18 protein-coding genes are annotated in these 13,049 nt (G+C 57.7%); 7 read left to right on the top strand and 11 right to left on the bottom strand.

Going from position 1 to position 13,049, the window contains the following annotated elements; genetic code table 11:
• The first annotated feature begins 122 nt into the window (after positions 1-122).
• Positions 123-338 carry a dodecin gene (locus MARHY_RS13215; RefSeq protein ID WP_014422233.1) on the top strand — a complete coding sequence of 72 codons (216 nt, stop codon included), beginning with the start codon at positions 123-125 and terminating at the stop codon, positions 336-338.
• A 6-nt stretch (positions 339-344) separates the two neighbouring features.
• Here MARHY_RS13215 and MARHY_RS13210 read toward each other — a convergent pair whose 3' ends face one another.
• Genes MARHY_RS13210 through MARHY_RS13200 form a run of 3 tightly spaced genes read right to left on the bottom strand, consistent with a single transcriptional unit; the run spans position 345 to position 2,638 of the window.
• Entirely contained in the window at positions 345-1,007 is a 663-nt protein-coding gene (locus tag MARHY_RS13210; RefSeq protein WP_014422232.1) for a hypothetical protein, read from the bottom strand.
• A gap of 46 nt (positions 1,008-1,053) precedes the next feature.
• Positions 1,054-2,220 (bottom strand): GNAT family N-acetyltransferase, encoded by a 1,167-nt coding sequence (locus MARHY_RS13205; protein ID WP_014422231.1) that lies wholly within the window; start codon positions 2,218-2,220, stop codon positions 1,054-1,056.
• Between the two features lie 58 nt (positions 2,221-2,278).
• On the bottom strand, positions 2,279-2,638 hold the full coding sequence (locus MARHY_RS13200; protein WP_014422230.1) for a hypothetical protein: 360 nt from the start codon (positions 2,636-2,638) through the stop codon (positions 2,279-2,281).
• Positions 2,639-2,804: 166 nt separating this feature from the next.
• On the opposite strand from MARHY_RS13200, the gene MARHY_RS13195 reads away from it, so the two are divergent.
• A complete protein-coding gene (locus MARHY_RS13195) occupies positions 2,805-3,491 on the top strand; it encodes a response regulator transcription factor (RefSeq protein ID WP_014422229.1) in 687 nt (228 codons plus the stop codon).
• Positions 3,488-4,807, top strand: a complete 1,320-nt coding sequence (locus MARHY_RS13190; protein WP_014422228.1) for a sensor histidine kinase — start codon at positions 3,488-3,490, stop codon at positions 4,805-4,807. The genes MARHY_RS13195 and MARHY_RS13190 overlap by 4 nt, the downstream gene beginning before the upstream one ends.
• Here MARHY_RS13190 and MARHY_RS13185 read toward each other — a convergent pair.
• The gene (locus tag MARHY_RS13185; protein WP_158011891.1) at positions 4,784-4,990 is read right to left on the bottom strand and encodes a hypothetical protein; all 207 of its coding nucleotides are present in this window, start codon (positions 4,988-4,990) and stop codon (positions 4,784-4,786) included. The two genes, MARHY_RS13190 and MARHY_RS13185, sit on opposite strands and share 24 nt — an antisense overlap.
• Before the next feature lie 10 nt (positions 4,991-5,000).
• Between MARHY_RS13185 and MARHY_RS13180 the strand changes: the two genes are divergently transcribed.
• From MARHY_RS13180 to MARHY_RS13165, 4 genes are all read left to right on the top strand, one after another.
• Entirely contained in the window at positions 5,001-5,606 is a 606-nt protein-coding gene (locus MARHY_RS13180; protein ID WP_014422226.1) for an IMPACT family protein, read from the top strand.
• Positions 5,607-5,677: 71 nt separating this feature from the next.
• Complete coding sequence (locus MARHY_RS13175) at positions 5,678-6,205, top strand: DUF4136 domain-containing protein (RefSeq protein WP_014422225.1); 528 nt, start codon at positions 5,678-5,680, stop codon at positions 6,203-6,205.
• A gap of 20 nt (positions 6,206-6,225) precedes the next feature.
• Positions 6,226-6,585, top strand: coding sequence for a translation initiation factor Sui1 (locus MARHY_RS13170; RefSeq protein ID WP_014422224.1), 360 nt, complete (start codon positions 6,226-6,228; stop codon positions 6,583-6,585).
• A 43-nt stretch (positions 6,586-6,628) separates the two neighbouring features.
• Positions 6,629-7,882, top strand: coding sequence for a D-amino acid dehydrogenase (locus MARHY_RS13165; protein ID WP_014422223.1), 1,254 nt, complete (start codon positions 6,629-6,631; stop codon positions 7,880-7,882).
• Between the two features lie 83 nt (positions 7,883-7,965).
• Here the strand turns inward: MARHY_RS13165 and MARHY_RS13160 are convergent, their stop codons facing one another.
• The 7 genes from MARHY_RS13160 to MARHY_RS13130 all read right to left on the bottom strand — a co-directional run bounded on the left by MARHY_RS13160 (position 7,966) and on the right by MARHY_RS13130 (position 13,042).
• Entirely contained in the window at positions 7,966-9,612 is a 1,647-nt protein-coding gene (locus MARHY_RS13160; RefSeq protein ID WP_014422222.1) for a fatty acid--CoA ligase, read from the bottom strand.
• A 67-nt stretch (positions 9,613-9,679) separates the two neighbouring features.
• Positions 9,680-9,961, bottom strand: coding sequence for a pyrimidine/purine nucleoside phosphorylase (gene ppnP, locus MARHY_RS13155; protein ID WP_014422221.1), 282 nt, complete (start codon positions 9,959-9,961; stop codon positions 9,680-9,682).
• 66 nt (positions 9,962-10,027) lie between these two features.
• Positions 10,028-10,438 (bottom strand): monovalent cation/H(+) antiporter subunit G, encoded by a 411-nt coding sequence (gene mnhG / locus MARHY_RS13150; RefSeq protein WP_014422220.1) that lies wholly within the window; start codon positions 10,436-10,438, stop codon positions 10,028-10,030.
• Positions 10,431-10,703 carry an MrpF/PhaF family protein gene (locus MARHY_RS13145; protein WP_011786304.1) on the bottom strand — a complete coding sequence of 91 codons (273 nt, stop codon included), beginning with the start codon at positions 10,701-10,703 and terminating at the stop codon, positions 10,431-10,433. Before MARHY_RS13145 ends, mnhG begins: the two co-directional genes overlap by 8 nt.
• 10 nt (positions 10,704-10,713) lie before the next feature.
• Positions 10,714-11,187 carry a Na+/H+ antiporter subunit E gene (locus tag MARHY_RS13140; protein ID WP_014422219.1) on the bottom strand — a complete coding sequence of 158 codons (474 nt, stop codon included), beginning with the start codon at positions 11,185-11,187 and terminating at the stop codon, positions 10,714-10,716.
• A complete protein-coding gene (locus tag MARHY_RS13135) occupies positions 11,184-12,698 on the bottom strand; it encodes a Na+/H+ antiporter subunit D (RefSeq protein WP_014422218.1) in 1,515 nt (504 codons plus the stop codon). The genes MARHY_RS13140 and MARHY_RS13135 overlap by 4 nt, the downstream gene beginning before the upstream one ends.
• Positions 12,695-13,042, bottom strand: coding sequence for a Na+/H+ antiporter subunit C (locus tag MARHY_RS13130; protein WP_014422217.1), 348 nt, complete (start codon positions 13,040-13,042; stop codon positions 12,695-12,697). The genes MARHY_RS13135 and MARHY_RS13130 overlap by 4 nt, the downstream gene beginning before the upstream one ends.
• Positions 13,043-13,049: the final 7 nt, after the last annotated feature.

Here is a 13,049-nt window from a genome sequence, read left to right as displayed (position 1 = left end):
CAGGCAAGATGATACGCCTTTTGACGGTCAATGGATGAAGCAGGTTAAAGAATGGTCGTTTGCCCAAGCTCGCGCTGGCTTCTAGGCTCAAGGTGTAAATATTCTTGAGTCAGGAGGCTGTCATGTCTGATCACCATGTCTACAAAAAAGTGGAAATCGTAGGCTCATCAAAGACGAGCATTGAAGATGCCATTCAGAACGCGCTGGATGAGTGCGGGAAAAGTATTCGCAATATGGAGTGGTTCGAGGTAACGGAAACCCGTGGCCACATTGTCGACGGAAAGGTCGGTCATTATCAGGTGGGCCTGAAAATCGGTTTCCGGATTGCCGATAGCTAAGCAAACTTAGCCGCTTCTTATGGCGCGGTGCCGGATGGTGGTCACCAGGTGATTCAAAAGCTCCCGAGCCTCGCCCTCATGCAGGCTGTGAAACTTGTCGTGCAGGACTCTCCGGTCGTGATCGGAAGCGCCGTGCCGGACTTCCTTCACCAGGTCCAGGTACTGGCAGGCGGCGAGGTGGGCCTTGATTTCCACGTCAATGAGCCGGGTGAGCAGTTCATCCACCGTTTCGTGACAGAAGGGGCGGTGCTGGTTCAGGTGATTTCGGGCGTCCAGCGCAGCGTTTCTGGCCTCCAGACGTAAGTCGTTGGCGGATTCACCGGTTTCGACAGTTCGCAGAAACTGCCCCAGGCGTTCGTGCAGAAGCCAGATGGCCGGCCAGGTCTTCTGGTAGGCTTCCATTTCCGTTTGGTAACGGGCTTGGTCCAGTGAGGAATGGCTGGTCGACGGGCTATGATCTGAGCGGTTGAACTGGCTGACCCGGATGTCATCCATTTCACGCCAGAGGGTGTCCGACCTTTCCCTCAATGCGCTGAGCTGGCTCTGGTTTTTGTTCCGTAACCGGGATGCCAGTATCAGGCTGAGAAGCGCCAGCACAAAGGCACCCAATGCCACCATCAGGGGTGGATCAAATGAGGTGAGTATGCTTCCTGGCAGACCGGTATCCATTGCCGTTCACCTGATTGAAGTCCGTCCTGGTCAATCAGTATACAGACTATTGCGGTGTTTGTTGTTTAAACGGCAGTAAGGTTTCCGCCTCTGCAAAATACCCTTGTACCTGCTCTGCTTCTTCCCGGGTGAAGTCGGCAATGGCGTCCCGGAATCCGGGGTGCTGTATACCGTGCCAGGAATGGGTGATCACCGGTTCAAACCCCCGAACCAGTTTATGTTCGCCTTGGGCGCCGGCATCAAAATGTGTCAGCCCAAGCGCCAGCGCCAGCTCGATTCCCTGATAGTAACAGGTCTCGAAATGCAGGTGATTGTACTCGTCCAGACAGCCCCAGTATCGGCCGTAAAGTGTGATTTGCCCCGACAGAAACAGGGCCCCGGCGATCATTTCGCCCTGTTTGATCGCCATGATTACGTGCATATGCTCGGATAGCTGCTCTCTCAGTAACGTGAAAAACTGTTTGTTCAGGTATGGTCTCTGGCCCCGCTTCAGATAGGTGGCCTGGTAGAACACATAGAAGGCGGCAAGAACCTGGTCTGAAATATCCTTGCCATGGAAGCGGGCAAAGGTGATGCCCTGTTCCGCCACTTGCCGGCGTTCCTTGCGAATGGATTTACGCTTGCGGGAATTCAATGCCGCCAGAAAATCGTCGAAGCTGTGGTAGTTGTGGTTGTGCCAGTGGAATTGGCAGCCGATGCGATGCAGTTCATCGTCATGCGCCAGCAGTTGCTGGTCTTCGGCGTTGGGAAACAGCAGGTGCCAGGAGTGTGCCCCCAGGTGGTGTGTCAGGGTATCCAGCAAGTCGTGCAGGCGTTCGGGGGTCAGCTGTCGCCGGACCTCGGCGTCCAGCAGCAGCCGTGGTCCGGCAGACGGCGTGAACGGAATGGCGATCAACAGCTTTGGATAATAGGGCAGGCCGTATCGCTGGTAGGCCTCGGCCCAGGACCAGTCGAACACATATTCACCCATGGAGTGGGTTTTCAGGTAGGCGGGTGCCAGGCCTGTAATCCGGCCTTCGTGTTTGAATACCAGGTGGCTGGGTGTCCAGCCCGTTTCGGGGCAGGTACAGCCGCTTTCTTCCAGTGCCTGAAAGAATTCGTATCGAAGAAACGGGTTGGAGACCCCCGTCAGTCGTTGCCAGTCCGATTTCGGGATGTCGGCAATACTGGCTCGGGTCTCCAGAGTGAGTTCGCGTGGCGCGTTTTCTGACATGGTTGGTTTCAGGTCGTTGACGAATACCTTCTACCATACGCCAGAACCCGCCATTTGATCACTCCTTGTCTTGCTTCCCACTGTTGCTACAGCGTTGCTGCATTTTTTCCTGCCACTGATTCATGCGTTTTTCCTGTTTGATCTGTCTTTCCTGGTGGATCTCCGCCCAGATCTGGCGCTGCTCCTCATTCAGTTTCAGGCGATCGGCCATTTCTGCCCGGTACGTTTCCCTCTCGGCCTGGCGCTCTTCACGGTTAAAGGGGCCTTTGCCTTCACGGAAGTTCTCGCACAGTTCCTGTTTGTCCCACTTGCCGTTCTGGTGGTGTTTGCCGTGCCGTTCCGCGAGAACAGCCGTGCTGGCGGCCATCAGACTTGCCATCAGTACACCGGCGGTTAACAGGGTGGTTTTTGCTTTCATGGGTCTTTCCTCGTCGTTGTTCACAATGGATGATGGCCATGCTACGCCGGCGCAACGTCAGATGGTGTCAGGGCTACGTAAAGGTTCGGTAAAGGCCGGGAGACCGCCCGCAGCGCTGCAGGATGGCCATGCTAGACTGTGACCGGCACATCCCAGAGAGAAGACGATGCAGAACCGGGTACTGTTGATTGAAGATGACGATGAGTTACGTGAGCTGCTGGCCCGCTACCTTGCCAGCCAGGGCTTCAGTGTGCGTGAGGCCGCCAATGGTCGTGATGGACTGGCTCTCGCTCTGGGCCAGGATTGTGACATTGTGGTGCTCGATATCATGCTGCCTGATATCAATGGTCTGGATGTTCTGAGGGAACTTCGGGGCAAGACGCACCTACCCGTGATCCTGTTGACGGCCCGTGGCGATGAAACCGACCGAATCGTCGGCTTTGAAGTGGGCGCCGATGATTACATTCCCAAGCCCTGCAATCCCAGAGAGCTGGTGGCGCGGCTTCAGGCCCTGCTTCGTCGTATCGCCTGGGATCAGAAAACCGAGGTGGACGCCAGCCGGACTTATGGTGACTTGCGGGTGGAGCCCGGTCAGCGCCGCATCTACCAGAATGACGCGCCCCTGGAACTGACGGGCACCGAGTATGAAGTGCTTCAGGTGTTGCTGGCCCATGCCGGCAGCGTGGTCCGCAAGACCGATCTCATGCAGTGGGCGCTGGGGCGCCGCCTTGAGGCCTACGACCGCACTCTGGATATGCACATCAGCAATCTTCGCAAGAAACTGGGCAATGATGACCCGCCCCGTATCGAGACGGTGCGAGGACTGGGATACAGCTACCGGATACCCACATGATGAAGCGTTTCATGTTTCCTCTGTTCTGGCGGATTTTTCTATCCATCTGGCTGGCCATGGCGGTAACCGTGGTGGCCAGCCACCTTGCCTCGCGTTATCTGTTGGACCGGGAACGCCAGGCGATTGAACGCCAGGTGGGTTTACAGGAACTGGCTCGCGAGGCTCTAGTCATTCGTGAACAGCGGGGTCGGGGGGATGCCTGGCGCTTTTTGCGTTCGGAAGGTGAACGCCTGGATTTGCACCTGATGCTGATCGAAAAGGAGCAGGGCCAGCATCGACTGCCCCGGGCGATTCGGGAACGCATCCAGTCCGGTTGGTACCCCCACAAGCCAGCTGTTCTGGATCTGCAGGAGGGCTATCAGCTAGTTGCCTGGCCCCGGATGGGCGGCGATGGTTGGCTGGACCCGAGAATGTTCCGGTTTGTGGAGATGGGGCTGGCGTTCCTGTTGATCTCCCTGGCCTGTTGGTGGATTGCGCGAATGGTCTCGCGGCCGTTGAGACACATGGAGGGAACCGCCCGGGCGATTGCCGGGGGGGATACTGGGCTGCGGGTTGCTGGTCGCATTGCCCGGCGCCGTGATGAAGTGGGCCAGTTGGCGACGGCATTTAACGGTATGACAGACCGGCTGTGCCAGCTGCTGGACCGTCAGAACCAGCTGTTGCGGGATATCTCCCACGATCTTCGTACTCCGCTGGCACGGCAGCGGGTGGCGATTGAGCTGGCTTCGGATAGCGGCGCCGATGAGGCATTGATGACCAGTATTCTGCGCCAGAACGAGCGGCTGGAAACCATGACCGGCCAGATTCTGACCCTGTACCGGGTGTCCGAGAACGGCGGTGATATGGCGCGTGAGCCGGTCAAGCCGATGGTCCTGGTCAATCACGTGCTTCAGGATGCCGCCGATTATGCTGAGCACCAGCGCGTGGACTGCAAACTGGTGGCCTCGGAGGAGAGCAAAGCGGTGTCTGTGCTCGGTGACAGCAGTTTATTGCAGCGTGCGTTTGATAACGTGCTGCAAAACGCCCTGGACCACACGCCACCGGGTAAATCGGTGAAGCTCTCTCTGTCCACGGACAATGAGAGAATCCGTTTGATCGTCGCTGATGAGGGACCGGGTGCTCCGGAAGACCTGCTACAACACTTGTTTGAGCCGTTTTTCCGGGCTGACAAATCCCGTGGTGGCAAAGGTTGGGGGCTGGGGCTCGCTATTGCCCGTGATATCATTCAGGCCCACGACGGGCAGATCAGTGCCCGCAACCGGGACGCGGGCGGCCTGGAAGTGACCCTTGAGCTACCGGTCTTTGTCGGAGGCTGACGAATCGACTTTCGGGCTTTGATCCGGTGTGTTGTCACTGCCCGGTCTCAGCTTGCTGGCTGCAGAAAAATCAATGCCTTCCTGCAGCTCGTCCTCATCAAACCGGACGCCGCAAGCGGCCTTGCGTATCCGTGCAGGGGCTGCTGTCCCGGGTTGTGGATGTTCGTTGTCTTCGGTCGTCATAGGATCGCCCATGAGTAAGGATTACCCGATTCCTGCAGGATACCTTGAGCGGGAAACGGAAGTGAAGAAAAGCCGCTTTATTGCCCGAGTGTATCCCGTCACTGACCGGGATGACGTACGTGCATACGTTGACCAGGCCCACCGCGACTACCCCGATGCCCGTCATGTCTGCTGGGGCTATCAGATCGGCCGGCCCGGCTCTGCGGCAGAGGCTGCCATGAATGATGATGGTGAGCCTTCCGGAACCGCCGGCAAACCCATTCTGGGCGTGATCCTGCATAAGGATATGGGCGACGTGCTGGTGATCGTTATCCGCTATTTTGGTGGCATCAAGCTTGGAGCCGGTGGCCTGGTTCGGGCCTATGCCGGCGCCGCTGAAAGTGTCTTGTCCGCCGTTGACCGCGTGGTGCAGCAGGCACGTGTGCAGGCAACGGTGCAGTTCGGGTTTGCCGATGAGCAACCGCTGCGGCACTGGTGCGACGGGCATGAAGGGCGTATCGACGCGATTTCCTATACTACGCGGGTGACAGCCAGCGTTTCCTTGCCTGTGGCTCAGCAACAGGACTTCAGCGCTTTTTGTGAGTCCCAGAAGATGGATTACCGTTTTGAAACCTGACTGACTGAGGCAGGCCGGTAGCCCTGGGCACGCGTATACTGGAGACATATGGGAACAACGGAGTTAAGCCTATGCGTATTATCATGATCGCTGCTTTGGCGTTGGCCATAACCGGCTGTGCCAGCAATGTGGTGACCGACTACAATCCAGCCACCGTTTTTGGCAATTACAGCAGTTGGGCCTTTGCCAGCAACGCCCAGGACTCTGGTTTCACCTCGCTGGATGACGCCCGGGTTCGGGACGCGGTAGAGCGCGAGCTGAACCGGAAGGCCATGAAAAAAGTGACGGAAACTGAAGCTGATCTTCTGATCAGCTGGCAGATTGTGGCCGAGGAACGGCTTGAGCAGGTAGGCGTTGGCCTGGGGTTCGGGTTCGGCCATGGCAACTTCGGCTGGGGCCTCTCATCGCCGCCACCGGTGCGAGAGGTAACCGAGGGCAAACTGGTGGTGAGAATGGTTGATCGGACCACCGAGGAAGTGGTCTGGCAAGCCGCGAGCCGGCGCTATCTCAATGAAAACCAGTCTCCGGAAACCCGCCGCGAGCTGATTGACGAGGTTGTCTCGGAAATGTTTTCCAAATACCCTCCGGGCCTGAACTGATTGCAGATAAAGGCGTAATCATGGGTATGAACAAGCGCAAGGGTGGTCTGGTGTTCTCCACGGATCAGGGGAGGATGTGCCCTGAGTGCCGGAACCCGCTGGATGACTGCACCTGCCAGGCGGCGCAGAGGCCGGCCGGAGACGGTATTGTGCGCGTTAGCCGGGAGACAAAGGGCCGCAAAGGCAAGGGCGTGACCCTGGTGACGGGTATTCCGCTCGACGACAAAGAACTGAAAGCCTACGCCAAACAGCTAAAAGCCAAATGCGGTACAGGTGGTACAGTAAAAGACGGTGTGGTGGAAATACAGGGCGACCAGCGAGATATTCTGGTGCCGTTACTGGAGCAGAAAGGCTGGACCGTCAAGCGCGCGGGTGGCTAACGTTCCGAAGCCACCACAGTTGACCAATTCAGGGGAGGCAGGCATGCACATAGCGGTACTTGGGGCAGGGGTCGTTGGTATTACCACGGCGTGGTACCTGCAGAAACAGGGGCACCAGGTAACCGTGGTCGACCGCCAGAACCAGTCAGGGCTGGAAACCAGCTACGCCAATGGCGGGCAGGTGTCGGTGTCCCATGCCGAGCCGTGGGCCAATCCCTCGGCGCCCCTGAAAGTCGCTAAATGGCTGTTCCAGCCGGATGCCCCGCTGTTGTTCCGGCCGCGGCTCGACCTCTATCAGTGGCGCTGGGCGCTGTCGTTCCTGGCCCAGTGTACCTCCGCCAAAGCCGCCCACAATATCCGCCAGATGGTCAATCTCGGCACCTACAGCCGTTCTTGCCTGCAGTCGCTGCGGGAAGAACTGACTCTGGATTATGACCAGTTGGCGAAGGGCATTCTGCATTTCTACACCAATCCTGCCGAGTTTGATGCGGCCCTGGAACCTTCCCGCATTATGCGTGACCTGGGCTGTGACCGTCAGGTTATCGATGCCGGCCGTGCGGTTGAGCTGGAGCCGGCGCTTGAGCCGATCCGTCATCGAATTGCCGGCGCCACTTACACCGCCGATGACGAAAGCGGCGATGCCCGCAAATTTACCCAGGCACTGGCTGAGAAATGTAAAGAAGCAGGGGTGGCCTTTGAATATGGCACCGAAGTCCTGGGTTTTGATCGGGCGGGTGACCGGATTCTGGGCGTGCTGGCACTGAAAGACGGCAAACACCACACCCTGAGGGCGGACAGCTATGTGTTGAGCCTGGGCAGTTTCAGTGGGGTACTTGCCCGCCAGCTCGGGATGTTCCTGAATATCTATCCGGCCAAGGGCTATTCCATTACCGTGCCGGTGAAAAACGAAGAAGCGGCCTTTAACGTCAGCCTGACCGACGACGAATACAAGCTGGTTTACTCGCGCCTGGGCGACCGAATGCGGGTGGCCGGCACGGCAGAGTTGAATGGTTACAGTCGCGACTTGAACTTTACCCGTTGCCGAGCCATTGTCCGCCGGGCTGCGGAAGTGATGCCCGAGGCCGGTTATTGGGACCAGGCCGAGTTCTGGACCGGCCTGCGGCCTGCCACACCCTCCAATGTGCCCTACATCGGTAAGAGCCATTTCAGCAATCTGTACCTGAATACCGGCCACGGTACCCTGGGCTGGACCCACTCCTGCGGCTCGGCGGCCGCTCTGGCGGATATTGTGGCTGGCAAGAGTCCCGAGGTGGACTTCACCTTCTCCGGTCTCTGAGCAGCCGAAGATTCAGGTAACCGCACAACCAGAAACGCCGGCGTCTGTTGCCAGGACGCCGGCGTTTCTGGTTTCTCGGGACCCTAGTCCTTCAACTGATCCCGAATCAGTTTCTTGTTGATCTTGCCGACGCTGGTCTTCGGGATGTCCTCCACAAACCGCATCTGCTCGGGAATCGCCCATTTGTTGATGTCGCCACTGTCGACAAACTGTTGCAGGTGCTGCTTGATATCCTGCTCAGAGATGGATTCTCCGGGCTTCAGGGTGATCAGGGCGTAGGGCCGTTCCCCCCATTTCTCATCGGGCACACCCACGACCGCAGCCCCGGCAACGGCCGGGTGCTGGCTGATCATGTTCTCAAGGTCGAGCGACGACAGCCATTCGCCCCCGGTCTTGATCACATCCTTGATGCGGTCTTTGATCGTGAGCGTGTTATCCGGCTCCATGGAGGCCACATCGCCGGTGTGCAACCAGCCGCCTTCCCACAGTTCCTCGCCTTTGTCCGGCTGTTTGAAGTAGCTCTGGGTCAGCCAGGGGGCCCGGGCGACCACTTCACCCTTGGCTTCGCCATCATGGGGTACCGGTTTGCCATCAGGATCGACAATTTCCAGTTCCACCATGGGCACGGCTTTACCGGTCTTCACCCGGATTGCGGTTTGCTGATCCAGAGGCAGTTCAAAATCCGCCGGGGTGAGGTGCGTGGTGCTCAGCAGCGGGCAGGTTTCGGACATGCCGTAGCCGGTGAACATCTTGATGCCGAGTTTCGCCCCCGCATCGCACAGGCCTTTGGTCAGTGCGCTGCCACCGATGAGCACATGCCAGTTGCTCAGGTCGGCGGTCTTGATGGACTCGGTGGCCATCATCATCTGCATGATGGTGGGCACGCAGTGGGAGAAGCTGACCTTGTGCTTCTTGAGCAAATCCACCAGCAGTTCCGGCTCATAACGGCCGGGGTATACCTGTTTGATGCCCATCATGGTGGCCGCGTAGGGTACGCCCCAGGCGTGAACGTGGAACATGGGCGTGACCGGCATATACACCGAGGATGAACGCAACAGCGGCATCTCGTCGAAATGGGAGATGCTGCCGGCCATGGAAAGAGTGTGCAGAACCAGCTGGCGGTGACTGAAATACACGCCTTTCGGGTTGCCGGTGGTGCCGGTGGTGTAGAAGGTGGTGGCGACGCTGTTTTCGTCGAAATCCGGGAAGTCGAAGTGGTCGCTGGCCGCGGCCAGCAGGGCTTCGTACTCGCCGTGTGTGACGAAAGAGGCGTTGCCCGCCTTGTCGCTGTCGGTTACCTGAATCCAGGTTTTAACGGTTTTGATCTCGTCTTTCACGCCATCGATGATGGGCAGGAAGTCATCATGCACCAGCACCGCGTCGTCCTCGGCGTGGTTCATGGTGTAGACAATCTGCTCCGGCGACAGCCGCACGTTGACCGTGTGCAGTATGGCGCCAATCATCGGAATCGCAAAAAAGCACTCCAGGTACCGGGGCGTATCCCAATCCATCACAGCCACGGTATCGCCAGGTTTGATGCCGGCGTCGGTCAGGGCATTGGCAAGGCGATGGATGCGCTCGACCAGGTCTTTGTAGGTGTATTTGCTGCGATTGGCGTAAACAATCTCCTGATCCGGGTTATAGCGGGGCCCGGACATCAGCAAGCGCTTGATCAGGAGCTGGTACTGGTGGGCGTTTTCAGCTGGTTTGAGAATTCGGGTTTGTGCCATGTTGTTGTCCTCTTTCTCTGCTTATGTTTGTTGTCTCGGTAAGAAAGACTGGCTGACTGACTGAGGCTTATCCGTAGGTACATAGATAAGCGGTGTCGACATCCGTTCTCGCTTTGAAGCTCGCTTGCCCCGCTACTTCAAAACTTTCGCCGGCACCAAAGGTTTGCCAGTCTTGCTGGCCCGGCAGCAGCACCGTCAGTTCACCGCTGACGACCGTCATGGTTTCTTTTTCTGAGGTGCCAAATTCATATTCGCCGGCACTGATGACACCGACTGTGGCAGGCAGTGTGCTGGACTGGAAAGCCACCGATTTTACCTTGCCATCGAAGTATTCATTGACTGTCAGCATGTCTGGTATTCCTTGAAATGGTTTGCAGCCTACTATACTGGAAATTCCTGTGCTGCCAATCACAAACTATTGGTTTGAGGTGCCTTTTTCAGTGTGGGTTGGCATCTCTGGCTCTAGCTCCTCTAGACCGCTACTGAGCTTATGGGTCTCCGGGTCGTATCGTTCCTGCAGCTCATCCTTAATGGTGCCTGCCCATAGTTTGGTGCCGGTGAAATAACCGGCCCGGCCTATGACATGGGCGGCAATGGGAGCGGTCAAAAGAATGAAGATAACAATGGCAACGGCGCGAGCGGCCACGGTGCTATCCCCGAAATAGAACGCCACGCCACCCATGGTCATCATGGCCCCGAGGGCACCGGCTTTGGTCGTGGCGTGCATACGGGTGGGGAGATCGGGCAACCTGAGAACGCCGATGGCGGCCAGTACCATGAAAGCAGCGCCTGCCAGAAGCAGAACGGATACCAGTATTTCAATCATTCTTAACGCCTCCGCGCTCCACGAATCTGGCGAAGCCGATGGCTGCCAGAAAGGCTGTCAGGGCGATAACAATGGCAACATCCAGGAAACTGGCTACGCCGGTATCAATCGCGTGCACACCCACGTAGCCAACCACGATGGATGCAATCAGTTCCAATGCGACCACCCGGTCCGGCAAGGACGGACCACGGGTAAGCCGAATGAAGGCAAAGAGCAGCGCCAGAGACAGCATCAGATAGACAATATTGATCACCACATTCAGCATGACTGGCCTCCTAGCGCGTCACCTTCAGGATTCGGCGTTCGAGTTCTCTCAGGTCGTTTCTGAGCTGCTCTTCGTCGTGAAGAAACATGGCGTGGATAAACAGCACCTTTCGATCGTCAGAAACATCCAGGCTCAGGGTTCCGGGGGTGAGAGAAATGACGCTGCTGACAAAGAGAATTTCCATATCGGTCTCGGCCCGGAGCGGAAACGCGATCACTCCCGGCTTCATGTGCCAGACCGGCGTTGCGATGTCATAGGCGACCCTCAGATTCGACTTCACCAGTTCTTTCAGGAAATACACCAGGAAAGCGGCGAGACGGGGAATCCGGCGGGAATACCCTTTCAGCACCGGCACCTGTTTCTGCAGCACCATGAGGGCGACGTAGCCAAAGATAAAACCTGCCAGCAGGTTCATGGCCGTGATGCTACCCGTGAGGGTTACCCAGGCCAGAGCCAGCAGTAAATTCCAGAACAGGCCGATCATTCAGGTTGCCCTCCCAGAACCGCTTCTATGTAAAGCTGCGGGTTCATCAGCTGCTCGGCGGCGGATTCTGCAAGCACGTAAATGGGCTGACCATAGAGGCCAATAATCAGTGTGCACACCGCAAGCCCCACCACCGGGGTGTAGTAGGCCCAACTGCGTTTGTCTTTGATGTCACCATTGAGCCGTCTGGTGTCGGTAACGTGCTCGGGGACTTTCTTCCAGAACACTTCCGCCCAGATCTTGATCATGGAGTAGAGGGTCAGCAAGCCCACGAGCAAGGCGACCGCTGCGACAAGATATTCGCTGGATTCCAGTGTGGCACGGACAACAACGAACTTGGCGAAAAAGCCGGACAAGGGCGGAATACCGGCCAGCGACAAGGCCGGAATCAGGAATAGTAACGCCAGGTAAGGGCGCTGCCGATACACGCCACCCAGGTCTTTCAGTTCATAGCTGCCCAGCAGGCGATAGGTGATGCCGCTTACCAGGAACAGATTCGTTTTAACGATGATGTGATGCATGATGTAAAACACACCGCCAATCAGCGCCAGGGGCGTAAACAAGGCCAGCCCCAGAAGCATGTAGCCGATCTGGCTGACGATGTGGAAGGACAGAATCCTGCGGAACTCGAACTGTGCGGCGGCGCCGAGCACACCGGTCAGCATCGTCAGGGCGGCCGCCCAGAGCAGGATGGTGTGGGTATATTCCACATCCTGGGTGAAAATCAGGGTGAATACCCGATAGAGTGCGTACACCCCGACTTTGGTCAGCAGTCCCGCGAACAGTGCGGATACAGCGACCTGAGGGGTGTGGTATGAGGCCGGGAGCCAGAAAAACAGGGGGAATGCCGCCGCTTTGATGCCAAACGATACCATGAACATAAGCGACACCACGGTGATCATGCCGGGATCCTCAACACGGCTCACCTTCTGGGCAATATCCGCCATGTTGAGGGTACCCACCATGCCGTACAGCAGGCCGACGGCTGACAGGAAGAGGGCCGATGAAAACAGGTTCAGGGTAACGTATTTGATGGCGCCTTCCATCTGGGCACGCTCGCCACCGAGGGTGAGCAGGGCAAAGGATGCCAGCAGCATGACCTCAAACCAGACGAAGAGATTGAAAATATCGCCGGTCAGGAAGGCGCCAGTGACCCCGGCAAGCAACAGGTGCATCAGCGGGTAGTAGCCGAACCTTTCGTGGCCCGGGGGCGTTGAAGCCAGCGAATAGATGGCAATGGCGAGCCCGATAATGCCAGTCAGCACAATCATGATGGCGCTGAGGATGTCCGCCACCAGCACAATGCTGAACGGCGCCGGCCAGCTGCCCATTTCCATCACCAGGAAGCCTTTGTCGATGGTTGAGCGCATCAGCCAGATGCTGGCGGCCAGCAAAAGAGCGGTGGCTACCACGGCAACCAGGCGTTGCAGCTGAACCGAGCGCCACAGCGCCAGGGACAGGGCGCCGGCGGTCAGGGGGATCAGAATCGGGAGAACAACTTCCAGGTTCAAGTGTCGGTATCCTTCATCTTGTCCAGATCATCGGTGCCCACAACTTCGTATGCCCGGCGGATCAGAACCACCGCAAAGGCCAGAACGCTGAACGCGATCACGATAGCCGTAAGGATGAGGGCCTGGGGTAACGGATCTGCCACCGTTCCAGCCACCTGCTTCGCGCCGTCGGCTATCAGCGGAGGTGCGCCCCGGGTTAGACCCGACACCACAAAAATCAGCAGGTTTGCCGCATTGCTCAGAATGATCAGGCCAATAACGATTTTCACGATGGAGCGTCTGAGCATCATGTAGATACTGGCCGCGAACAAGATACCAACCACAAGGGCCATCAGGCTTTCCATAGCGATG

The sequence above is a fragment of the Marinobacter nauticus ATCC 49840 genome (assembly GCF_000284615.1).
Lineage (GTDB): Bacteria > Pseudomonadota > Gammaproteobacteria > Pseudomonadales > Oleiphilaceae > Marinobacter > Marinobacter nauticus.
Note: the sequence above shows the minus strand (reverse complement) of the source record. Positions and strands in the feature narration are given on the sequence as shown.